The organism is Moorena sp. SIO3A2 (genome assembly GCF_010672265.1).
Lineage (GTDB): Bacteria > Cyanobacteriota > Cyanobacteriia > Cyanobacteriales > Coleofasciculaceae > Moorena > Moorena producens.
Map to the genome: position 1 here is coordinate 91,302 of NZ_JAAHHC010000001.1, position 23,949 is coordinate 115,250.

15 protein-coding genes and 2 pseudogenes are annotated in these 23,949 nt (G+C 43.6%); 10 read left to right on the forward strand and 7 right to left on the reverse strand.

What is annotated here, in order from left to right; genetic code table 11:
- Positions 1-10 precede the first annotated feature (10 nt).
- Together F6K64_RS00400 and F6K64_RS00405 are read left to right on the forward strand one after the other, a co-directional pair.
- Complete coding sequence (locus tag F6K64_RS00400; RefSeq protein WP_287264669.1) at positions 11-1,204, forward strand: glycosyltransferase family 2 protein; 1,194 nt, start codon at positions 11-13, stop codon at positions 1,202-1,204.
- A gap of 348 nt (positions 1,205-1,552) precedes the next feature.
- A complete protein-coding gene (locus F6K64_RS00405) occupies positions 1,553-2,122 on the forward strand; it encodes a hypothetical protein (protein WP_008181216.1) in 570 nt (189 codons plus the stop codon).
- Between the two features lie 387 nt (positions 2,123-2,509).
- Here the strand turns inward: F6K64_RS00405 and F6K64_RS00410 are convergent, their stop codons facing one another.
- A complete protein-coding gene (locus tag F6K64_RS00410; RefSeq protein ID WP_287264670.1) occupies positions 2,510-2,743 on the reverse strand; it encodes a hypothetical protein in 234 nt (77 codons plus the stop codon).
- A gap of 223 nt (positions 2,744-2,966) precedes the next feature.
- Between F6K64_RS00410 and F6K64_RS00415 the strand changes: the two genes are divergently transcribed.
- Positions 2,967-3,179, forward strand: a complete 213-nt coding sequence (locus F6K64_RS00415) for a hypothetical protein (protein ID WP_044492472.1) — start codon at positions 2,967-2,969, stop codon at positions 3,177-3,179.
- Between the two features lie 499 nt (positions 3,180-3,678).
- On the opposite strand, the gene F6K64_RS00420 is transcribed toward F6K64_RS00415, so the two are convergent.
- Complete coding sequence (locus tag F6K64_RS00420; protein WP_287264671.1) at positions 3,679-5,748, reverse strand: elongation factor G; 2,070 nt, start codon at positions 5,746-5,748, stop codon at positions 3,679-3,681.
- A gap of 374 nt (positions 5,749-6,122) precedes the next feature.
- Here F6K64_RS00420 and F6K64_RS00425 point away from each other — a divergent pair, with 374 nt between their 5' ends.
- A complete protein-coding gene (locus tag F6K64_RS00425) occupies positions 6,123-7,136 on the forward strand; it encodes a tetratricopeptide repeat protein (RefSeq protein ID WP_008181208.1) in 1,014 nt (337 codons plus the stop codon).
- Positions 7,137-8,405: 1,269 nt separating this feature from the next.
- Here F6K64_RS00425 and F6K64_RS00430 read toward each other — a convergent pair.
- Positions 8,406-8,585: a hypothetical protein gene (locus F6K64_RS00430; RefSeq protein WP_071103626.1), complete on the reverse strand. Its 180-nt coding sequence runs from the start codon at positions 8,583-8,585 to the stop codon at positions 8,406-8,408.
- Between the two features lie 280 nt (positions 8,586-8,865).
- Here F6K64_RS00430 and F6K64_RS00435 point away from each other — a divergent pair.
- From F6K64_RS00435 to F6K64_RS00460, 6 genes and pseudogenes are all read left to right on the forward strand, one after another.
- Positions 8,866-9,822: pseudogene (locus tag F6K64_RS00435) on the forward strand (hypothetical protein); the annotation flags it as partial.
- Positions 9,823-9,961: 139 nt separating this feature from the next.
- On the forward strand, positions 9,962-11,173 hold the full coding sequence (locus F6K64_RS00440; protein ID WP_008181204.1) for an RNA-guided endonuclease InsQ/TnpB family protein: 1,212 nt from the start codon (positions 9,962-9,964) through the stop codon (positions 11,171-11,173).
- Between the two features lie 27 nt (positions 11,174-11,200).
- On the forward strand, positions 11,201-12,184 hold the full coding sequence (locus F6K64_RS00445; RefSeq protein WP_287264674.1) for a hypothetical protein: 984 nt from the start codon (positions 11,201-11,203) through the stop codon (positions 12,182-12,184).
- Positions 12,185-12,708: 524 nt separating this feature from the next.
- Positions 12,709-13,971, forward strand: a complete 1,263-nt coding sequence (locus F6K64_RS00450; protein ID WP_008181202.1) for an HlyD family secretion protein — start codon at positions 12,709-12,711, stop codon at positions 13,969-13,971.
- 118 nt (positions 13,972-14,089) lie between these two features.
- Positions 14,090-15,211, forward strand: a pseudogene (locus F6K64_RS00455) (geranylgeranyl reductase family protein).
- A gap of 198 nt (positions 15,212-15,409) precedes the next feature.
- Positions 15,410-16,744 carry an FAD-dependent oxidoreductase gene (locus F6K64_RS00460; protein WP_044492414.1) on the forward strand — a complete coding sequence of 445 codons (1,335 nt, stop codon included), beginning with the start codon at positions 15,410-15,412 and terminating at the stop codon, positions 16,742-16,744.
- A gap of 41 nt (positions 16,745-16,785) precedes the next feature.
- Here the strand turns inward: F6K64_RS00460 and F6K64_RS00465 are convergent, their stop codons facing one another.
- The 4 genes from F6K64_RS00465 to F6K64_RS00480 all read right to left on the reverse strand — a co-directional run bounded on the left by F6K64_RS00465 (position 16,786) and on the right by F6K64_RS00480 (position 23,790).
- Positions 16,786-17,922: an ABC transporter permease gene (locus tag F6K64_RS00465; protein WP_287264676.1), complete on the reverse strand. Its 1,137-nt coding sequence runs from the start codon at positions 17,920-17,922 to the stop codon at positions 16,786-16,788.
- A 16-nt stretch (positions 17,923-17,938) separates the two neighbouring features.
- Complete coding sequence (locus tag F6K64_RS00470) at positions 17,939-19,030, reverse strand: ABC transporter permease (protein WP_287264678.1); 1,092 nt, start codon at positions 19,028-19,030, stop codon at positions 17,939-17,941.
- 4 nt (positions 19,031-19,034) lie between these two features.
- Positions 19,035-20,999, reverse strand: coding sequence for an ATP-binding cassette domain-containing protein (locus tag F6K64_RS00475; RefSeq protein WP_287251439.1), 1,965 nt, complete (start codon positions 20,997-20,999; stop codon positions 19,035-19,037).
- Between the two features lie 289 nt (positions 21,000-21,288).
- Complete coding sequence (locus tag F6K64_RS00480; protein WP_008181186.1) at positions 21,289-23,790, reverse strand: bifunctional serine/threonine-protein kinase/ABC transporter substrate-binding protein; 2,502 nt, start codon at positions 23,788-23,790, stop codon at positions 21,289-21,291.
- Positions 23,791-23,949: the final 159 nt, after the last annotated feature.

A 23,949-nucleotide genomic window follows, 5' to 3' on the forward strand; every position in this document is an offset into this window, starting at 1 on the left:
GAAGAAAACTATGAGTAAACCATTGTTGGCAAGTATCGTTATTAATAACTATAATTATGGTCGCTTTCTGAGACAGTGCATCGACAGTGCCTTGAATCAAAGCTTCGGCAACACAGAAGTTGTAGTCGTAGATGATGGTTCGACCGATAACTCTCGTGAAATAATTTCTTCTTACGGAGAGTATGTCACTCCAGTATTTCAAAACAATCAAGGGCAAGCTTCTGCTTTCAATTCGGGGTTTGCCCAAAGCCGTGGAGACGTAATCATTTTTTTAGATGCTGATGATATGCTATTGCCGACGGCTGTCGAGAATGCTCTTCCCTTTTTTGAAGATCCTGAGGTAGTTAAGGTCCAATGGCCCTTATCCATCATTGATGCACAAGGCAGACTTCAAAATCGAACTAAACCAGATAAAGTAAGTTCTATGCCAGAGGGTAATTTGCGTGAAGCCGTAATAAAACAAGGCCCAACAAACTATGTTTGGCCTCCTACCAGTGGTAATGCCTGGTCTAGGACATTTCTGAATAAAATCCTCCCTATGGATCAAGATAAACTTCGATTGGCAGCCGACAATTATCTTTTTGAAGCAGCTCCTTTTTTTGGTCTTATTAAAACAATAAAAAGTCCCCAAAGTTACTATCGAATACATTTAAAAAACTATTGGCAAACCATGAGTTTTGATGAAAAACTTAAATTTCAGCTGAGATTTTGTAATCATTACTTCCCGATTCTAAGCCAGTTTTGTAAGGATATGGGAATATCTGTAGATTTAAGTGATTGGCTCGCAAATTCATGGTGGTACAGACTTAATCGCGCTGTTCAAAAACTGGATGAACTCATCCCGGCAAAAGAACCATTTGTGCTTGTGGATGATGCTATTTGGGGAATGGAAGTCACTTCCTTTCGCCATCCTATCCCTTTTCTTGAGAAAGAAGGAAAATACTGGGGATATCCTCCAAATGATGAAGTCGCCATTCAGGAATTAGAGCGATTACGTGAGGCCGGAGCAAAGAAGATAGTTTTTGCCTGGTCCGCCTTTTGGTGGTTAGAACATTATGCCCAGTTTTATGACTATCTTTGTTCAAATTTAACCTGTACGTACCAAAGTGAATTAATTGTCGTGTTTGACCTCAAACCCAGAATAAAGAATCAGTGGCTTGATGAGAGAGTAAACCCAGCACTTGATAGGGGAATATCATCTTGAAATTTTAAATTTTGGAAAAGCAACTTGATTTTATAATTAATAAATGTTATGATTAATATATTTTCTACTTAGTGTAGCTTAAATGCTTTTCTAAGAGTTCTAATGTCAAGCATTGTTGTCTGTGGCTATATGATCCGACATCCAGTTGCCGGAAATATACTCGCCTATTTTCATTATTTATTGGGTCTGAATCGCTTGGGATACGATGTCCTCTAGCTGGAGGAGAGCGGTTGGCTCCTATCTTGTTATGACCCGGTCACCCGCGATTACAGTGACGAGCCAAAGGCCGGTCTGCGTATAGTACAGAAGTTAATAAACAGCTATGGCGCAGATGTTACGGCGTGCTACGTGAATCGTGATACAGGAACTGTCTATGGTGCAGAGTGGGAAGAAGTGAAGCGAATACTGGGAGCCGCTGATCTGCTGTTGAATATCGGTGGGGTTTGCTGGTTACCCGAGTTCCGTATCTGTAAGCGCCGGGTATTAATTGATATGGATCCATTCTTTACCCAAATTGGAAAGTTCGCTGTGGAGGGGCGCAATGACTATCACCTCTACTTTAGCTATGGTACTAACATCGGACACTCCGATTGTAAGATTCCAACTGATGGCCAAGACTGGTTGCCTATCGTCCCTCCAGTGGTGCCAGAACTATGGCAAAACTCTGCATCCACTCCAGAACTGGCAGATGCCGCCTTCACTACCATTGCTAACTGGAGTGCCTATGGTGATGTCGTTTACCGAGGGGAGCCGTATGGGCAGAAAGATCAGGAATTCATGCGCCTACTGGAATTGCCTAGCCGCTGCTCGCAAAAACTCGAATTAGCGATCTCAGGCCATGATTCAGAGATTGTGACTGAAGTTCCCCCGTTCGTTTATACTACTATGCCATTGAAAGGCTCTCCCCATAAGGGATAAGCGTGATTGAGCCTTGAAATTGTGTACCCATGTTGGTTCTTGAAGTGTGTCGGGAATTGGAATATAATGCAACTATAGGCACTGGTTGCATTTTTATTTGATATCATCTCCGGTTGAATACTTACACGCTTGGCCGAATCGAAGGCAGAAGGCAGAAGGCAGAAGGCAGAAGTAAAGGAGTAAGGTTTCATCGGAGATGGTTTTTGATTACTAATTATCCGGACATGATATGAGAACCAAATCGCTTCTTGATGCAGTCGCTCATGAGGCAAACCACGCCAGTTGCTCATGGTTTGTTCGCGAAGCGTCGCCTTTGGCGATAGTTACCGTAAGAGAGTGGAGCCTTATTAAAAAATATTTAACCCTTTTCTGCATAACCTGCTGACATTAAAGGCTCCACTCTCTAAGGTTTCGTCTCCGGGGGAACCCCCAAGACCGCACTGGCTCCCCAAGACCGCGCTGCATCGCTTCATAGCCCTTCAGTTGAACGTTGTGAGCATTCTCAATAAGACTGTACCCAGTAGCAGTAAGTACATCATAATCTAGAAACACCACAGAGATTGGGATTGAGGTTTCGAGTAGTTCAAACTTTGGGGGAACTTCAGTCTTGAGGTGAATCAAACGAACCCCAAGGTTGGAAAATTTAGGTCAGTATCCGAAAATCCCATTCTCAATCGTGTAGTCTCTAGGAGAATAATCTGGGATCAAGTTCTGCTAATTGGCAGTGTTGGATGGTCAGCACCCCCCTCTTGCCTAGACGGGGCGACCTGACTCAACTGCTATGTTTTCCATAACCCTGATGCTAGGTTAGGTAATTATGGCGGAAAATGTTGAGGTAATAATTATGATTATCCCATTATCGATAACTTTGATGATCGCCTCAGTAGCCATTTACCTTTGCGTTAAGACTACTGAAGAAATCGTCAAAGTGGCTGCAGCTATAACAGCCTTACTGTGTCTGTTTGTCAGCCTATTTTTTGTTCCTTGGCCAATCAAACTACTGATTTTGATAGTTCCCTTTATTTTTGAAAAACTCCAGCGGATAGCCTATCGCTAGGGATTAGGAATGATTGCTTTAGGCTTTAAGTAATAAAATCATTAACGATTAACTATTAACCATTAACCATTAACCTAACCCCTAACAGGGTAAGCATATGCGCTACGCCCAGGCTACGCCAACAGCTATCAGCGTGTCGCGTATCAGCTTTGGGTCTGTGGCCACGCTACCGGAACAGATTATCCCCATAGCGCAGGCTGTCTTGATGCAATAGCGAGTGGTTTGTTCGCGAAGCGTCGCCTTTGGCGATAGTTACCGTAAGACAGGCTCGCCTTAATCAATAAGTTTTAACCATGCATCTGCATAGCCTACCAACCATAAAGGCGAGCCTGTCTAAGGTTTCGTTTCCGGGGGAAACCACGGCAGTCGCTCATGGGGGGGACCCCCAAGACCGCGCTGCCTCCCCAAGACCGCGCTGCATCGCTACTTGAGGTGCTTTTGAATAAAATAAGCTGACGGCTGACGGCTGACGGCTGAATGCTTACCTAACAGGATTAACCTAGCTCTTACCATTACCATTACCATTGCCAGTGCTTGCCAGCACCCGATCAGCTAGCTTACCTGGCACTTCCTGGAGATGGTCATAGGTCCAATTAAAGAAACCGATCCCTAGAGTAAGCGATCGCAATTCCATGATCAAGTTTTGCATTTCTGCCTGGGGGATATAGCCAGAGACACAATCCCATCCTGTCCAATCAGAACAGGTCTCATAGCCGAGGATTTGACCCCGATGACCGGTGATCAATTGCAGCACCTTAGAGGTAAATTCCTGAGGTGCATAGACCCCAACAGACATAATTGGCTCAAGTAACGTTGGTTCACAATTGGGCATACCACCGGTCATAGCGAGCCGTGCTGCTTGTTTAAATGCCTGTTCCGAACTATCTACCGAGTGGTAAGAGCCATTGGTGAGAGTAACAGCCACATCTACCACTGGGAAGCCTAAGGGTCCGTGGGACAAGTACTCCTTTACTCCGATCTCCACACCAGGGATATATTGCTTTGGGACGACCCCACCGACAATGCTTTCGGAGAAGTTAAACCCTTCACCCCGAGACAAGGGTTGGATATCAAGGTAGACATCACCATATTGCCCATGACCACCACTTTGGTGCTTGTAGCGCCCGTGAGAGGTAGTGGATTTGCGGATAGTTTCTTTGTAAGGCACTCGGGGTAAGTGAGTGGTCATCGGTAAGTTGTATTTGCGGCTCATCCGGTCTAGAGCAACCTGAAGATGAATATCTCCCTGTCCCCATAGGATGATTTCGTGAGTGTCTCCATGTTGTTCCCACACCAAAGATGGGTCTTCTTCCAGCAGCTTGGTTAAAGCACCACTGAGCTTAACCTCATCTTTGCGCTTCTGAGGGGTAATGGCTAACGCATAGACTGGTTTGCTTGCCTCAGCTATTGGTAATTTAATCTCTCGATTACCCGTATCAGTGGTCAGGGTGTCACCAGTTTTAATGCCCTCTAAGCGTCCCAGGGCAATGATATCACCAGCAGAGACTTGGGAAACTGACTGAGTGTGGTGACCAAACATACGGTATAAGCCTCCGGCGCGGGCACCATTAAAGACCATGCCATCGGTTAGTTTACCTTGCCAAACTCGCACTAGGGAGAGTTTTCCACCTTGGGGAGTGTAATAGGTTTTGAGTACCTGTGCCACCGTGCTTGATTCATCACCAGCAATGTCCCGACGCTCGGCGGTGGTTTCTGGGGTTGGTGCTTCCCGCAGTAGGGCATCGATCAAGGGGCGAACACCGTAATCTTGCTGAGCAACACCTATAAATACAGGTACAATCAAGTCGGCCCCCAATTCCATCTTCAGGTCTTGGACAATTTCTTCTTGGGGTGGCTCGATTTCTTCTAGTAGTTCTTCGAGGAGGTGGTCGTCAAAATCTGCTAAGGTTTCTAGTAATTCTGTGCGTGCTTGCTGTTCTGCCTCTTTCAATGACTCTGGCAGTGGGATCGGATCAGCTGGGGCATCAGGATGGTAAAGATAGGCTTGTTCGGTGACTAAATCAATAAATCCGGTGAGGTGTTCTCCCTTACCAATGGGGTATTGGTGCAGTACTAAGGGGCGAGTGGAAACGGAATTGAGGGCATCGAAGACGGACCGTAAGGAGTTACCATTAGCATCATCGGTCAACTCAAACCGATCCATTTTGTTAATAAAGACTAAGTGGGGGATTTCCCAGTCGTCGAGAAATTTGAATAAGGGTGCTAGGGTGAGGACGCGATCGCTTACTGGTTCACAAACCACGACAGCCGCATCCACACCAACTAAGGCGTTGTAGGTTTCTTGAGCAAATTCAATGGAACCGGGACAGTCTATAAAATTGAAGCAGATATCTTGATACTCGGTGCTGGCGGCAGTTACCTCCACACTCATTTGGCGTTGCCTGGCCTCGGTGGCACTATCACCGACGGTGTTGCCTTCCTTTACTGTGCCTTTGCGAGAAATCCTACCAGTAACGGACAACAAACTTTCGAGTAGAGTGGTTTTACCACTGAGATACGGACCAACAATTGCCACATTACGGGTGGCTTTACACACTTTGCCGTTCATAATTTACCCCCAAATTATTTCAATTGGACTTATGCATTGAAGCGGAGCTTGAAGGGGATGATCTGGTAGGGAGGTTAGTTGATTAAAAAGTGCCATGTCAACGGTTCTCTTACCTAATCATTCTACCTACTTATCTCCTGACTACTGGTTTATGCAGAAGTTTTGTTGAGATGGGATCAACGTTATCTGGTTGTGAGATTAACTTATTTTGGTTTGATCTAGATCGAACTTGCAATGTCTTGTAATGTAAACTACTAAAACTGTTAAGTTAGATAACTCTAGGTCACTAATTTTCAAAAAATATGAATACACGTAACAACTATAAAAAAAAATGTTTCAAAAATCTTAAGAAAAATTTGTTCCCACTCAACTTAATGTTTGTTAACACAAAAGTCACTGCCAGAGGATATTTCTGCCTAGGAGTCAGTTGGCTGTTGGTGCTGACACAGCCACTAGTTTCCCATGCCCTAGGGGTTAACCCAGATCATCTGAAGGATTCACCAGAGAGACTGAGTAGACATCATCCCCTTACTCGCCCTTACGGTTACAGTAGTAGACAAATCGCCCAGTCTCAGTATCTGCCAGCACTTAAACCAACTCAACCCGCAGCCCTTGAGCAACTTAATCAAGGACTGGCATTAATTCAACAGAGTAAGGTACTTGAAGCGATCGTGGCGTTTGAAAAGGCAGCCCAACTGAATCCCAAGCTAGCACCAGCACACTACAACTTGGGCTTAGCATTGCGGCAGGTTGGAAAATTGCAGGCATCAGCCGATGCCTTTTATCGGGCGACCCAGACTGATCCCAAATTTGCTCTAGCCTTTGCTAATTTAGGGGCTGCTCTGTTGGAAGGAAAGAATTTGTCTCAGGCACGGGAATATCTAGAAAGAGCTCTGGAACTTGACCCTAAACTGGGTGTTGCTCACTATAACATGGGTCTAGTTATGTCCCAGTTGCGAACACCCGCACAAGCGATCGCATCATTTAAACAAGCAATGGAATTTAGCCGTAATGCTCCCGAACCGGCATATCATTTGGGACTGATTTATAGGCAACAGGGCAAGCTGGAGGAAGCAAAAAAGGCGTTTGAGCAAGCGATCAAAATCAATCCCAAATACCCCGAAGCCCACTACAATATCGGGGGAATTTTATTTAATCAGAGAGATTTGGATGGTGCTCTGGCAGCTTTCCAGCAAGCAGCGGTAGCTAACTCGAACTACGCTAATGCCTATTATGGTGCTGGTGTAGTATTTCTGCGCCAAAACCGATTTAGTGATGCTCTGGAAGTCTTGCAGTATGCTAGAGACCTTTACAATAGCCAAGGTAATCCCCAGTGGGGACGTAGGGCTGAGCAGTTGATGGAGCAAGCCCGTAATTCTGGTTTTTAGTGGGGTTTGTACCATCAGAACTTGTTAGCTTTGACCCCTTTGGGGAATTAAAAATTAAAAATTAAAAATTAAAAATCTAGAAGCGATGCAGCGCGGTCTTGGGGAGGCAGCGCGGTCTTGGGGGTTCCCCCCACTCGCTATTGCCGTGGTTTCCCCCACTCGCTATTGCATCAAGACATTGAACAAATTTTGAATTAATTAATTCCGGGTACAAGCCCCCCGGGGAATTAAAAATTAAAAATTAAAAATTAAAAATCTAGAATTGTCCGAATCATTTTGAATTAATAATTTTGAACTTTGAATTGGAGCGTTCGCGCAGCGTGACCTACGGTCAAGCGACTTGACGACTCCCCACAGATAAATCGGGAGCGTTGCATCTGTAGGGGGATGATTGATCGAGATGGGGAAGATGGGGAAGAATCCACCCATCCTCCTGTTGATGTTTATCACGTTTTTATTAGGATTTCTATATCAGTTGTTTTTTGCTTTTTTTGATGGCAGGCTTAACCGAATATTTTTAATTATTAATAAAATTATTACTATAAATAAACTAACTCTTTATTTATAGTAATAAAAGCAACCCTATTGTCAGTATTTTTTACGGATTTATTAGTAGTGGTATTTTACTGATTATTATAATAATTTCATAGATAATTTTTTATATTTTAAAAACAAATAAAAAATTATCATATCACATTTTAATTTAACTTATAGGGCTACAAAAATTAAAAAGCTTAAAATGGATTGTCCTTTATATGGAAAACTTTAGGTATTTTACCGGCTAATACTAGTCTAGCTTGAATTTTTAGCCGATTATTAAAAGTGGAGTAACCTTGGGAGACCTTGAGTTTAGTGGATAAGACGGGGTAGGGACGGTTAGCCTAATTGAGACATTATCAAAACCCGATTCCTACTCCCCACTGCACTCTCCTGCAATTACAGTTAAGACTACAGCATACTATAACTGATAAAATTTAGCCACACTCAATACAAAAAACCCCTGATGGGCGGTTGGGTGCCCCAGGGGGATGCAGCAAAAGGTTAAAACTACCATATACAACAGTAATCGGAAATGACAGTAAACCGTATCCGCAAAATCTCGGAAATCTCTGAGCCACTCGCAATAGTGGCCTACGAATAATTACGTAGTTGCCTTATCCATGGTTACTATAGGGTTCTTGTCTACTAATATTCACAGCCATCTGACAAACCAGTAACTTGGGTCGAACTAGGGAACTGGCTCCTATTCCACACCTAGTTCAGGGAAGGTCAACGGAATTGAGTTGCCTTGAGGGCAAATCCGACTCGAAGGGCCTGTTCTATGTGCTGAACCCTTTGGAGTTTTCCAGGGTTTTGATCCTGCCGATACAACTTGTCTAAGCCAAGAATGAACACAGTGAGTATGATTAGTGTAGTGGCCAAATTGCGAGCAAATAGTAAATCGAACATGACTATATCCTGAATGTGTCAATCCCTGGGCATTCTGAGCCCCATTGCCCATGATTAAAAATTGTGAAGTGCCGATGTTTAATTTAGGGTTGACGCTCAGGTGTACTGTTTTGGTTGTTGTGTAAGAATTGAGAGCAATCGCTACAATTGGTGAAATCTGGTGAAATCTCGGAAATCTCGTCACTTACTAGTAGCTTCCTTTGTCCCGTGGCTGAATCTTCCCATGAATAGCAGTAGAGTGGGCATCCTGCCCGCCCGAAAATATCTTGAAACTGGCAAGATGCCAGTTCCACCAAGATGCCCATTCCACCTCACTCTTAAAATCATTCCATTATTAAGCAATGCTTTCGTTGTCGCTGGCGCTGTCTTGGGCTGTACCCACCAAGTTATACCGACCACACCAGCGTCAGATGCTAAACCAGTGATTAGCAGATCTGTTACTGATCTAATTCAGATTGAACCCTTACCGATTGCTACCAAGTATAGGAATCAGTGGACTCCTGAATTGGAATCAGAATTCTGGGTGCGAGCCAACCAGGCAATTCAGTACTACGATGGGTTAGGTTATGGCAACAACTACGGGGAAAATGAGAAGCGGTCTTATCCCTATGCCATGTTTGATTTTATTGTTGGCAATCGGGACAAAGCCCTAGAGTTTCTGCAATCAGAAGATGCCCAAGCTCAAGATAACCAACATACTGAGGGTATTGACTACTATTACGCTTTCACTCTCAAAGGACAAATCCGAAAATACTTCTTCTTTGGGCAATTTCTCGACCCGACCTACAAACAGCGAATGTTTGACGGTGCCAAAACCTGGACAGAAACTGACCCCAATGGGCGTCCTCACCCCATTTATGGTAAGGGAAAAGGTGGTGATGGTTGGGGACCGGATGTGCGAGGAAGTTGGGTGGATGGACGCAACACGGACAATCTCCGGGCAATGCGAGAGATTTCCGTTTATCTGATGGCGGAGGAAACCGGAAATGAAGAGACTAGGCGTCTGTATAAAAAGAAAATTCAGCGCTATGTCTGGGCGCTATACAACATTGGTATGGGAGAGTGGGACTCAGAGACTTACCATGGTCACACCTTTGCGGCTTACATAAATCTCTACGACTTTGCGAAGGAGCCGGAGGTGAAACAACTGGCCAAAGCGGCTCTAGATTGGATGTCAGCGGCGGCAGCAGTGAAATATTATCGAGGTGGTTTTGGTGGACCGACTAAGCGGGATTACAAAGAATCAACGATGCTTTCAGCCCCGTGTCTAAAGACTGGGGATGAAAGCGAGATGGTGGCTTTAGCCGCCGTGAAAAATATTCAGAGATTTTCCGGAATCTTGTAGAATAAAATAAAGCAGTTAAAGGTCCAGACTGATGATCATTCTGGAGTTCAAGGCATACGGCAAAAAACCTCAATATTTGGCTATTGATGAGGCGATTAGGACAGCCCGTTTTATCCGAAACAGTTGTCTCAGATATTGGATGGACAACAAGGGCGTCAATAAATACGATCTGTCGAAATACAGCAAAGTTTTAGCCCATCAGTTCCCGTTTGCTAATGAATTGAACTCTACTGCTCGTCAGGCCAGTTCTGAACGGGCATGGTCATCAATTTCTCGGTTCTTTGACAATTGCAAAAAAAAGGTACCTGAAAAAAAAGGTTTCCCAAAGTTCCAAAAGCGTGGCAGATCGGTTGAATACAAACAGTCTGGCTGGAAATTGTCCCCAGATAAAAAGTCGATCGTGTTCAGGGACAAGAAGGGAATTGGGAAGCTCAAACTCAAGGGTAATTGGGACTTGTGGCGCTTTGATAAGAAGCAAATTAAGCGGGTTCGGATAGTTCGACGAGCTGATGGCTACTATGTCCAGTTCTGTGTTTCAGTTGACATAACGGAAGAACTGGAGCCAACTGGAACAGCCATCGGGTTAGATGTCGGGCTGAAGGATTTCTACACGGATTCCGTTGGAAAAACTGAACCTAACCCCCGGTTTTATCGGATTGGTGAAAAGCGCTTAAAGTTTTATCAGCGTCGGGTATCTCGAAAAAATAAAGGCTCATCCAACCGCAAGAAAGCTGTTAATAAACTAGGTAGGACACACCTTAGAATAAGTCGGCAACGTGAAGAACACGCCAAGAGACTGGCACGTTGCGTAATCCAATCTAACGATTTGGTTGCCTACGAAGATCTAAGGGTTAGGAATTTGGTTAAAAATCATTGTCTGGCCAAGTCTATTAATGATGCGGGTTGGTATCAGTTTAGGAAATGGTTGGAGCATTTTGGAACTAAGTTTGGCAGGGTCACTGTTGCAGTCAACCCCGCCTACACTAGCCAGAACTGCTCTGAGTGTGGTGAGGTCGTAAAAAAGTCTCTATCAACTAGGACTCACACCTGCAAATGCGGTTGTCAATTAGACCGCGACCACAACGCTGCCATCAATATCCTCAAGAGAGCCTTGGGTACGGTGGGGCACACCGGAACCTGGATCCTAGATCCGAACGTTTTGGGAGATTTGGCCTCTACTTTTCCTGGTTCCGACCTGGTTAAGCAAGTCGAGTCTGCGAACAAAGAATCCCCGCGTCTTTAGACCGGGGAGTGTCAAGGCAAAAGTAATGTGGTGTACGGGGCCAGTGCTGCCCGTCTGTTCTGGGTTTATTTTGGCGATGTTACCTTAGTCAATCCTAAGCCAGAACGGGATGTGATTCACGTAATTACTAGCGCCTATCGACCTCCCCAGGCGGTGGTAAAGTTAGCTCGTAAGCAGTTTCAGAAGCCTGTGGAAATTCTGGCGAGTAAACCAGTCTACGAAAATTGGAAACCTGGAGGTGAGGATAAACCAGGATATTGGGAAACGACCTTTTTTGGTCATACCTATCAGTTGGGGAGTTTGGCTGGTGAGTTCCCCGCTGGTGATGTCGGGCCATTCAAGCTAATGGCATACAATCAAGAGCGGGGTGTGGATTTTTTTGTTGCTAATACTGGTGGCGCTTGGGTGAAGCCAGGAAAAAATCAGGGAGACCAAGTTGGGCAATACCGTAACCTAGTTCTTTGGTTAAGACCAGCTAAGGATAGACCATTCTTTTTCCAATTACCTAAGACGGCTCAAGCAGAAATAGAAGACGGGATTTGGTTCTTTAAACTGGAGAAAACCTGGTTAGCGATTCGCTCGATTAATTTGGATACCTATACTGAGGTGGCTATACCGAACCAGAAATTTGCCCAGCTCTATAGTCAGGAAAAAACTCTTAAGGCAACAACCCTAGGCAATAGCTATGCTGGCTTTGCTCTAGAAGTGGGAGAAGAAGAATCTCATGGTAACTATGAGGATTTTAAACAGGCAGTTAAGGAAAAAAGTCAGTTAGATTTACGTGAAATTGACCTAGGTAAAGTGCAGTGGATTGGTAGCACTGGTGAGAGTCTTCAACTGACCCACAATCCTAAAAATGACTTGCCAAGTCTGATCCGAAATGGTAATAAACATGACTGGTCAAAACACGTTGACCTATACAAACCAATTAATGGGAATGGACCAATTTATCTAGGTTGGAAAATAGGTAATCTCCGGGTTGAAGCAGGGGATTCGGTGTTTCAAAATTGAGTATTAAGTGTTGAGTGTTGATCGCTGAATATCCCCTCAAAGGATGTCTGAAACCAATAGTCAGCACTTCAATGGTCATACAAGTCATTTTTGATTAACGGTTGATTATATAATTCATTATTCTGGACTTTAGACTAACTGGTGTTGAAGGAGTTGTAATGCCTTCAGCACATCCTCGTTGGTTAGGTCTGGTGCCCTACAGCCCACTAAAATTTTCAATACAATCGCTTAAGCAAGCATCATTAGCACCCTAGTAGGGTGACTTATAGGAAAATTTTCAGACATTTTAAGTTGAAAAGCTAAAGGTTTTCCTTCTCAAATTGAGGAGTAGCTTGCGTGGCAATTTGGTCAATATAGCGCTACGCGCAAGGCAAGAGGCAAGAGGCAAGAGGCAAGAGGCAAGAGGCAAGAGCTGATTATAATAGCTTTTCCTGTTTTTATAAATCTCCTAACCTTAATGGGTAGTGCTATAAGTTACGATTTTAGTCCCCATGTATTTGTGAAAAACAAAAAAATAACTCTTTATGGATAAATCTATATTTTTATATCAAGAAAATGCCAAAAATCAGGAAACTATCAAGCCGAAGCAGCAAATTTATCCTTTACTACTGCTTCTATCGGGTTTAATTTTAGCTGGAATACCTGTATCAAGCAAGTATTTTGTATCAACATCCCAAGATAGAACAATCCTACTAAGTGGTCGGATTGAGGGGGACGAAACTGATATTGGGACGAAAGTTGGAGGTAGAGTTAATTTTGTCGCTGTGCAGGAAGGGAAAGAAGTAAACAAAGATCAGAACATTGTGCGGCTTGACGATCAAGAAATTCAAGCTCAGTTAAAAGGTGCTACTGCTCGTTTAGTTTCTGCTCAGCAACAAGAACTTCAAGCCCGTCTGCAAATCAATTTAGTCGAAAGTCAGATTCTGGAGGTTGAGCTAAATCTCAAAAAATCACAAGAAGATACCAGAGGTCAAGTCTTACAAGCTGAGGCATCAGTTGCAGCTAATGTTGCTCAACTTAATGAAGCTTTTGCTAAGTTAGAAGAAGCTCAATCTGAGTTAAACTTAGCGAAAGCTAATCGCGATCGCTTTGCTCAATTGGTGGAGCAGGGAGCCGTAAGCAAACAACAATTTGACCAAGCTCAGACAACGTTTGAAAAAGCCCAAGCAACTGTTAAAGCAACTCAAGCATCAGTTAATGCTATCGGCAAATTAGTAAATGTAGCAGAGGGTCAGTTAGTACAAGCCCAAACCTCTACTCTCAACCCAGACATGATCAACGCACAACTGAGCAGATTACAAACTCAGTTAGCCCAGGCTCGTTTACAACTGGCTATGGTTCAAGCTGAAGTTGAGATTGCCAAAGCTTTCCAACAAGAAATTAAAAGCAAAATAAGTGATCTAGAAATTGCCAGTCCCATTGATGGTGTGGTTATTACTCGTCTGGTTGAACCGGGAGAAATAGTTAGTGCTGGTCAAACACTCTTAACGGTGATCGATCCCAACAATGTTTATCTACGAGGATACGTTCCTCAAGGAGATATTGGCAAAATTCGAGTAGGACAGAAAGCCAAGGTATTTCTTGATTCAGACCCAGATAAACCTTTAAGTGCTACAGTGACTACTATTGATAGTCAAGCATCCTTTACTCCGGAGAATATCTATTTTCGAGAAGACCGGATCAGACAAGTCTTTGGCATTAAACTAACTATTGATAATCCTGGGGGGTTTGCTAAACCAGGAATGCCAGCAGATGCGGAAATTATTACTGAATTGAATGTAAATTAAATTCCTATTTATGGATGACTTAAGATTATCATAGCATTAAAGTAATTTTGATTCTGTTGCTTCAGGAGCCCAGAGTCCGGCATTGTTTAAAAATAGGAGATTTGGGGGCATGACAAAGATATTTGATTGTATTATTGTTGGTGCAGGGCCTGCTGGGGGAACGGCTGCTTATCATTTATCAAAAAAGGGACATTCTGTTTTAGTTTTAGAAAAAGCATCTTTACCTCGTTACAAACCTTGCGGTGGTGGTGTATCTTCGGTAATTCAAGAATGGTTTGATTTTGATTTTAGTCCTGCTATATCTCTGAAAACAAATGCCGCTTATTTTACTTATAATAAATAAAATGCGATTCAAGTTGATATCAAAAGTTATCCTATTTGGATGGTCAGAAGAGATATATTTGATCATTTTTTAGTGCAACAATCACAAAAAAATGGTGCAAAAGTTCAAGATGATACGGAAGTTACCGGCATTGAATTTAAAAGCGATCGCTGGTTAATTAATACCAATCAAGAATCGTTTATAGGACATTACTTAATTGCTGCTGATGGCTCCAAAGGTAAAATGAGCAAATGGTTAGGTTTTCAGCGACAAAAAAAATTAGTAGCAGGGGCATTAGAACTAGAAATACCAGTAGAAAATCAAACAGATATTAATATTTATTTTGAGTTGGGTTTGGCTCAAAATGGCTATGTCTGGAATTTTCCCAAGGCAGATGGTTTTTCTTTGGGGGCAGGGGCATTTGGAAAAAAACGTAAAGCACAAAATTTTAAAAATATCATTCGAGATTATGGGACGATGTTTAAGCTAGATTTAGCTACTGCTACTGAATCTGGTCATCCTATATTCCTGTGGAATGGTGATCAGAAGCTACACACCCAAAATGCAGTCTTAGCTGGAGAAGCAGCTTGTGTGGTAGATCCTTTCTCCGCTGAAGGCATCCGTCCTTCGATTTTTAGTGGGATGAAAGCTGCAGAAGCTATCCATAAGGCACTAGCCAATCAGATAGATGCTTTAGAACAATATAGCGAAACTATAAGTCAAGAATGGGGCAAGGAGATGAGCTCAGCTCAAAGATTAGCCCAAGTATTTTGGCGTTTCCCGAAACTAGGTTATCAAGTAGTATTGCAACGACCTTCCGCTATTGCTACCATGACCCGACTTTTCTCTGGAGAGTTACAGTATTCTGATCTAGTAAACCGCGCTATTAGTCTCTTAGAAAGCTCCCTAACTTTTTGAGACTCCCTCGTTAAGCTCATGTGGAAGCCCTTGTTTAAAAACAGCTTCCACATTACATAATTTTTACTTATCAGTAAAAGCCCAGTATAGCATAAAAATAAATAGTTTTGTGTGACGAAGATCAATGTATAACCTGAAAATTTAAGTAACTATCATGATGGAGGAATAGTAATAAAACAATTTTATAAAATGGACTTTATGAAAACTGTAATCATTGTTGGTGCTGGACCCTGCGGACTATTAATGGCTCACTATTTGTTGCGACGTGACAGTAAATATTGTGTCGAGCTATATGAAAAACGCTCTGATCCAAGACTTAATGCTGTGTCAACTGCTCGCTCCTATGTTATTTCGCTTGGGTTTCGAGGACGAGCCGCCCTTCGTGAACTTGGTTTAGAGTCCTTGGCAATAGAACGGGGAACAATTGCTTTGGGACAAGAAATCCGTAACTCCCGTGGAGTGGTTCAATCTATTTTGCGCAAACAACCTCGACTCCTGATCGAGCGCAATGTCCTCACCAATCTTTTTTTAGAAACCTTGACCAAACGCTATGATGCTAGTTGCCTAAAGATACACTTCAAACACGAATGTATAGCTGTCGATCTAGAAGCAAAATCGGCTGTTTTTCAGTCAGCTTCAGGCTATCAACCATGCCAAGCCTATGATTTGTTGATTGGGGCTGATGGAGTACGGTCTACAGTGAGAAATATACTACAGCATAAAACCGGTCTTGAGGTCAAGCTGCGCAAAAGTCCAGTTGATATTAAAGTTTTAACGCTGCGCTGTCCTGAAAATCACCCTGAGTTGAAATTAAATAGGGATAGTGTTCATTTGTATTCTTTGGGATCGTCTGGAACTCTTCTGTGTATATCCAAATCGGATCGGACTTACAATGCTTTAGTTTCTTTTACTCGGGGTTATAATAGTTTAGCCAATATCTCATCGGGTTCAGACGTTTTAACCTTCTTCAGAAAGTATATGGGGGATTTCAGCCAGTTGATTTCACCTGAAGAAGCCGATGCTTTTGCCCAGAAGCCTTTCTTCCAAACCACAACGGTGAGGTGTAGTCGCTACCACTTTGGCAATAGTATTTTGCTAGTGGGAGATGCCATTCACGCCGTTTCACCCATGATAGCCCAGGGATGCAGTGCGGCTCTCGAAGATGGTCTAGTGTTTAACCAACTGCTAGATAAATATGATGATGACTTAACCCAAGCTGTCCCTAAATATACCCAACGCCGTCGCCCCGATATGATCGCCCTAGACCAAATGAGCGATAGCCTGTTTCCTTTAAATATTTATTTAGGATATCTAATGTTGCTGAAGCACGTTTTTGATCGCACACTCCATCGCTGGTTTCCCAAGTTTTGGACTTCCTCTTCAGTGGATATGATAGCAGAAACCACTATCCCCTACCGTCATATTTTGCACAGCCATTCCCGTTGGTTTAAGACGATCAATGCCTTAAATCAGCTAATTCTGCGGAGAGGTAAACGTTTATTCAAGCCCAAATCTATGCGAGAAAGTGCCTAACTTCTACTGTTAATCACAGGTTAAGTTATCCCGAATTCAGGTTAATTATGATACTTTTGCCACTTCAAAAGATACAAGCATAGGATAAACAATCCTACGGCTACTATCACCAGTAAAAGTAAGGGTTGCCACAACATATCAAACCCAATTCCTTTTAGTAGAACACTACGCAGGATAAAGATGTAATAGCGCAGTGGATCTAGAAGGGTCAATCCTTGAAACAAAGGAGGCATGGCTTCAATGGGGGTGTAAGCTCCAGATAACTGCACTAGAGGCACATTAATAAAAAGCGTGGTCAGGAATGCTTGTAGCATATTCTGGTTTAGCAGACCTAAGATTAGTCCTAGTTCAGATGTCAGCAGAATATAAACAATTGTGCTAGTCATAAACATTAGCCAACTACCACGAAATGGTAGGTTGAAGACAACTTGGCTAAACCCGTTTGTGATTAGCACCATGACTAGGATAATCCCCAAAAGGGGAAGCAGTTTGCCTAGAAGCACTTCCCAAGGAAGTAGGGGAGTAAGCAAAAGTTGTTCAAAAGTGCCATAATCTTTTTCTGCTGTCATGGTGGAGGAAGCTGCAAAAGTGCTAATTGCCGTCAAAATTACCCCCAATACCCCCGGCACAAAATACCAACTGCTCACCAGTCCGGGATTATATAGAATAGTTGTCTGTAGATTAATCAGGGAAGAGTCAGGGGAATTGTCATTACGATAGCGATACTGACGGATGATTTGGCTCAAATAACCCTGAAGAATACCGACTCGATTAGCATCAACACCGTCAATCAGGAGTTGCACCTCAGCTAAGTTACCTTGAGAGAGTTGCTGATCAAACTCTGGCGGAATTACAAGAGCAACCTTGATTTTTCCTGCCAGTAGCGATCGCTCTAAATTCTTTTCTTGTAAAGTTTGTACAGTGGGCACAACCACATCACTAGCAGTTAGAGTCGCCACAAACTCTCGACTGGCTGAAGTCTGGGCATAGTCCACTACCCCTAAGCTAACCTGTTCAACACTGGGGTTAAGGGCAAAGCCGTAAAACATCACGAAAAAAACTGGTACCAAGACAATTGTGGTAATAAGCTGGCGATCGCGGAAGATATTGGTCATTTCCTTGAGAACAACTGCCCAAACACCTTTACCTGGGAAAAATCCGAGCTTCCTCTTCGCCATGCTGGATTACGGTTTTCTATATCTGCCGAATTCGCCACCACGATAACATGAACATTCCAATTGTCAGCAGGAATAGAATAGGAATAACATGGCCAATACGAAGCCAGCCCACACCTACTACAAATGCATCTCGGGTGAGTTCAATATAGTAACGAGCTGCCACGACATTGGCAACCAGTGACAGTGGCCAAGGAATATTTTCCACAGGGTAAATAAAACCTGACAGCCAGGTAGACATTAAAAGTCCAGTATTCATAACACTCTGCACAGCAACCAAGGCTTGCTTGGAATAAACGCCAACTACCAGTCCATAAACCACACTGACCATCAAAAACAGCCCAGTGCCCACTAGCAGCGGCCAAGGATTTGCTACTGGCCAAAGGTCAAACAGCAACCCCCCCAACCCCATCAACAGTACCGCTTCGCCAATGGCAATCAGTACATAGGCCAAAGCCTTCCCCAGAAGAAACTCCCAAGCACTAATCCCTGATGCTTTGACCTGAACTAACGTCCCTTGTTCTTTCTCCCGTACCACCGCCATTGCTACTATCAAACCAGGATAACTAAATAAAATGACGGCATAAACACCCGGCACAATAAAAAGAGATTCTTTTCGACCCGGATTAAACCAGATACGGGTATGAGCGAAAACATCGGGACGCTGAGTCTGAAAACCTTGCTTTTCCAAGAAAAATTGAGTGGTAGCACGAAGGCTGTTCTGGATGACCCGAGGATTGTTCACATCTGTGCCATCGATTAAAACCTGGAGGGCATTGGTTTTTCCCTTTTTCAATTGCCGTGAAAAGTCGGGAGGAATAACCACTATTGCTTGAGCGATGCCCCGATCAAGCAAATCTATACCATCGGTTGTGGTAGCTGCTACAGGCTTAAACTGATTAGTGGCAAAAACCTGCTCAATATAGGCTCGACTGAGGGGGCTATTGTCAAAATCTCTGACGGCTAATGGTACATCCTTAATTTCAAGGCGAATGGCAAAGCCAAAAATCAGCATGGTCATTAAAGGCAACAAGAATACCAATGCTGCCCCTAGGCGATCGCGACGAAATTGCGCCAGTTCTTTGATGCACTGAGCCAAAATCCTGTCCATCGCGCTACCTTTTCTTAGGATGTTGTGAAATGTTGAGAAACGCTGCTTCTAAGGAGAAGGGGATGGGAGTGATTTGGTGAGGTTGGACTTCTACCGAAGCTAGATAATTCCGTAGCTGGGACATATGTGACGGCTGATCCAGAATCATCTGGATGCGATCGCCCATAAATACCATGCGCCAAGGCTCAAATTGTTGTTCTAAGCTATACAGGGTGTTTTTGGGAGAGGCAGACAAAATTTCTACGAGGGTAACGGTTTGCTGGGCTTTGATAGCGGCAGGAGACCCTTGCAGAATTAGCTCTCCCAACCGCATAAACAGCAAATTAGTGCAGTATTCCGCCTCTTCCATAGAGTGGGTAGTGACAACAATCGCTGTACCTTGGCGGGCAAACCCCTGAAGAATTTGCCAGAACTGCCGTCGCACCAGAATATCCATGCCACTGGTAGGTTCATCTAGAAACAGGATATCTGGCTCGTGTAGAATAGCGGCTCCGAAAGCTACTCGCTGTTTATTCCCCCCAGATAGATTTCTAAGTCGTTGATTAGCGGACTGGGTTAAGCCAAAAGTCTGAAGTATCCAATCGATGCGAGCATTACGTTGCTGACGAGGAACTCCATAAGCTCGACCAAAAAAAGACAAATTTTCTAGGATGGTTAAGTCTGGATACAACGTCAATTTCTGACTCATGTAGCCAATTCTTTGTTTTACTGAGGGTGAATGGGGTGGCAAATGCTCAGATGTGTAGCAAATTTTTCCGCTACTGGGGCGCAGCAGACCACATAGGAGCTTCATGAGTGTCGTTTTGCCAGCACCATTGGCCCCGAGCAGTCCCAAAATTTCACCTCGACTAATAGTAAAGCTTAGCGATCGCACGGCCTGAAAAGTACCATAAACCTTGCTGACCTGATCTACCTTCACTATCCAATTAACATTAGAAGCTGAGTTATGGGGTGGTGAAGATCTCTGGGACACTGTAGATAACAACCCTGGAAGACTTGCCTTTACCCCTGAGGATCGCTGCAAATGATTGGCCATGACATGCTCCAGGGTAGGATTGGCAGGCTGTATCCGAGCTGAGGGTAGTTGGTGAAGATGTAATATTTGTTGTATGGCCTCCTCTGCAGAGATAGCCTGTTTGCTGACAAAAACTATCATGCGATCCCCCAGGGGTTTGAGATCTACAACTGGAGTATGGTTATTTGCGATCGCATTTTGCAAAGCCTGTTCAGTTGCGGCAAAAATTGGCCCCGATGCCAACATTGGATCCTCAGGCACCACCTCAAAACAAGATAATTCCATACTGGCACGCAAATCTTCTGGAGGTCCAATTTGTTGAATGGTGCCGTTGTGGATTAAGGCAACGCGATCGCACCGTTCTGCCTCATCTAGATAATGGGTTGCCACCACAATAGTAGTTCCCTGCTGAGCAATTTTTGCTAAAAAGCTCCAAATCTCACGGCGGAAGACAGCATCAATACCAGTAGAGACCTCATCTAACAGTAGAATTTGGGGCTGGGTAATCAATGCACAGCATAGAGCCAGCTTTTGCTTCATTCCCCCTGATAAATGTCCTGCTAATCTATCAGCAAAAGGCTTAAGGGCTAACCATTGGAGATACTGCTTTCGGCGAGATTGAAAGATTTGCTCGGGTAGACGACGCATTTTAGCGTAGTAACGGAGGTTTTCCTCCACACTCAAATCGGAATACAGTGAAAACTGTTGTGTTAAGTATCCTAGGGATGACCTTACCATTGCTGGTGGTTGTCCCATGACCCGAATCATTCCCGACGTTACTTTTTGTACCCCAGCTAACGCTTTTATTGTGGATGTTTTACCAGCACCGTTGGTGCCTATCAATCCAAAAATCTCCCCAGGATACACCTCAAAGTCAATGCCATTGACAGCAGCAAATTTATCGTAATACTGTCGTAATCCTTTTACTTGAATAATGGCTTGATTTTGTTTCATTCCGGCTTTTTATTTTATTGAATCCTGTGCTATTACCACTGGCTTGCCTAGGGGAGGCATTGATGTTTTAACTGTTGAAGAAAATGATTGTAGACGTCAACAGATTCTATCAAGCAACAGCAATTGACTGGTTATGTGGCAATAAGGCGGCATCGGGAGCATGTCACCTTTGTAATTATCTACATAGATAACCCCTAACCCCCCGTGAACCTTGAGGGTAAATTTAGATAATTATTAGTTAATTATTACACAATTATAGTAAGCTATTAGCTAACTAAAACTCCTAAAACTAATTAGAGGGTATGGGAAGAAAATCGTAACCGCTGGAAGTGTTCTGATTCGGGAGAATTTTTACCAGTTGGACTGAGCCATTGCGATCGCCTGAACGCAAAAACCGAATTGAACCAGATACTCCAGGGGCTAAAAAGTCTGAGGATGAGAGGGCTTCTTGAACACCAGCACGAGTGGGATTACGTTTGAGGGCTTCTATCAAAGCTTGGGTTCCATCGTAAGCCATGGCTGTGCGCCAGTTAACCTCGGCATTCCAAAGGGCTTTGGATTTACGGACAAAGTCTGACTGAGGGTTGCTATCAATATCCCAAAAAACAGCTACCACCATTTCAACAGCATTTTCTGCACCTTTCTCTAAGGTCTTGGGAGAATACATTACATCTCCTCCCAACAGAATTAGACGTTTACCATTGACCTTAACAACCTCCAAAGCTTGATCTAGAACTGCTGAGTTAGGAGCTAAAAATAGCACCTGTGCTCCCCGCTGAATCGCTTGTTCTACAGGTATAGCAGGATTAAAATCTGGATTGGAGATGTCAACCTCATCAACAACTTGTCCTCCTCCTAGGGAAACGGCTGTGACAAATTCAGTTTTGATAGACTTGCTGTAGTCACTCTTATAATTATAGAAAACTGCTGCATTCTGCTTTTTCAACTGGGTGTTCATGTAGTTAGCTAAGGCTCTGGCTGAAAAAGCATCATTTGGCACTGAGCGAAACACATAAGGGCTAAAGTTTGACAACTTTACTGAAGTACTAACGGGAGAGATAGCTGCTAGTTTCCCGGAATTATATACTTCTCCTGCAGCTAAGGTTACACTACTAGCGGAATGACCAATTACAGCTAATATTTCCGGATTGTTGACCAATGCTGACGCAATTTTTTTAGCAGTATCGGGATTTTGATCATCACTCGTAATGACTACTTTGAGGGGTACGCCATTAATTCCCCCAGTTTTATTGATTTCATCTTGAGCTTGAGCAACGCCACGCAAAATTGCTAATGTGCCATCGGGGTCAGTAGCAATCGGTCCAGCTACAGCAATAGTATAGGATTTCTGATTACCAATGCGAGCATTATTTAGATAAATTAGAGTTTCAGGAGCGTTGGGGTATTTCCGAATTGCTGCTTCAAAGTCACTCACGGCTTTGTCATAATCCCCAGCAGCCATGGCTGCCATACCCTTTTGTTTTGCAGCTTGGAATTGCAGATTTGGAGTGCCTACCTCTTCTGTTTTAACTAGGGACTTTTCCCCAAGGCTAATTCGAGCTTGAATATTACTCTGATCAGGTGTTGAAGTTGGAGTAATTTGAGCATTCGTAGCAAGAGGTGATGGGTTGGGTGACTCCGTAGTCTTGGGAGTGTTATTAAATAAAAATAAGCAGATTAAATAGATAAGGATGCCAATAACAGTAGTGGCGACACCGATGGGAAGCAATAACCGACGAGGGTTTTGAGAGCCAACTCCGGAAGACTGAGACCCACCAAACGGTTGCGGCGATGAGGCTGGTGCTGGGGAAAGTTGAGATGGTGGTAATGAAATCTCTGTGGGTTGAGGTTGCCCAGACTGTGGTATCGATGGAATCCCTGTTGAGGGGATTGGAGAGTTCTGTTGCGGAATTTGTGTCGATTGTATTATTGTCGGCTGTTGTACTGATTTGTGTTGTGGTACTGAGACTTGTGGGTATGACTCCAGAGCCTGTATAACCTCTGTGGCAGACTGGTAACGTTCCCTAAAATGGTAGCGCACCATCTTAGATAGAATCCTCTTTAAGTCATCGCTGATCTTTGCCCAAGGTTCCCAAATCACTTCTCCAGTATTAGGGTCTTCTTGAATTTGATTAATCGTTAAGCCAGTTACTGCCTGGATAGCAATCATGCCAAGACCATAAATATCACTGTTGGCACGAGGATTACCTCTGCCTTGTTCTGTGGACATATAACCAGGGGTTCCAACGGCAATTGTGCCACTGACCTGATTGTTCGGTCCGCGAATTTGCTTGACTGTGCCGAAGTCAACTAAAACCAGCTTATTGTCCTGATGTCGTCGGATAATATTATCGGGCTTGATATCACGATGGATAACTCGATTTTGGTGGATAAAGCTGAGAGCTCTCAAGACTTCCTGAAGCATTTGACGAACTTGGCTTTCAGACCAGCTTTGACCAGGTTTGATTTCACTGCTGAGGGTGTTTCCTTCAATAAACTCTTGAACCAGGTAAAACTCTTCATCTTCCTCGAAGTAAGCTAAAAGCATTGGAATTTGGTCATGCTTCCCCAGTCTCTCTAGAGTTTCGGCTTCAGTTCGGAACAAACGTCTGGCATTTTCCAAGGATTTGGGATGGTTGCTAGGTGGCTTCAGTTGTTTGATAACGCACTGGGGATTAGTGGGTCGGCGAGTATCTTCGGCAATGTAAGTTTTTCCAAATCCACCCTGGGCTAGGGTATCAATTACTCGATAACGCCGATCAAGTAAATCATTTGGCTTGAGGTCTGTCATAAAAGTTCGGATCTCGGAACTACGGATCACAGAATTACGGACGTTTTACACTTCTGGATGGATAAGTCCTGTACTTATTTATATATCTGCGAATTCTTTAGGTGCGACCCGTGGCGAATTTAATTCGCCAAGGTCAAGCGCACCTTTGTGATTTATAAA

Coding starts and splice junctions, on each gene's coding strand:
- F6K64_RS00400 (WP_287264669.1), top strand. CDS start 11: ATGAGTAAACCATTGTTGGCAAGTATCGTTATTAATAACTATAATTAT.
- F6K64_RS00415 (WP_044492472.1), top strand. CDS start 2,967: ATGATTATCCCATTATCGATAACTTTGATGATCGCCTCAGTAGCCATT.
- F6K64_RS00420 (WP_287264671.1), bottom strand. CDS start 5,748: ATGAACGGCAAAGTGTGTAAAGCCACCCGTAATGTGGCAATTGTTGGT.
- F6K64_RS00425 (WP_008181208.1), top strand. CDS start 6,123: ATGTTTGTTAACACAAAAGTCACTGCCAGAGGATATTTCTGCCTAGGA.
- F6K64_RS00430 (WP_071103626.1), bottom strand. CDS start 8,585: ATGTTCGATTTACTATTTGCTCGCAATTTGGCCACTACACTAATCATA.
- F6K64_RS00440 (WP_008181204.1), top strand. CDS start 9,962: ATGATCATTCTGGAGTTCAAGGCATACGGCAAAAAACCTCAATATTTG.
- F6K64_RS00450 (WP_008181202.1), top strand. CDS start 12,709: ATGGATAAATCTATATTTTTATATCAAGAAAATGCCAAAAATCAGGAA.
- F6K64_RS00460 (WP_044492414.1), top strand. CDS start 15,410: ATGAAAACTGTAATCATTGTTGGTGCTGGACCCTGCGGACTATTAATG.
- F6K64_RS00465 (WP_287264676.1), bottom strand. CDS start 17,922: ATGGCGAAGAGGAAGCTCGGATTTTTCCCAGGTAAAGGTGTTTGGGCA.
- F6K64_RS00470 (WP_287264678.1), bottom strand. CDS start 19,030: ATGGACAGGATTTTGGCTCAGTGCATCAAAGAACTGGCGCAATTTCGT.
- F6K64_RS00475 (WP_287251439.1), bottom strand. CDS start 20,999: ATGAAACAAAATCAAGCCATTATTCAAGTAAAAGGATTACGACAGTAT.
- F6K64_RS00480 (WP_008181186.1), bottom strand. CDS start 23,790: ATGACAGACCTCAAGCCAAATGATTTACTTGATCGGCGTTATCGAGTA.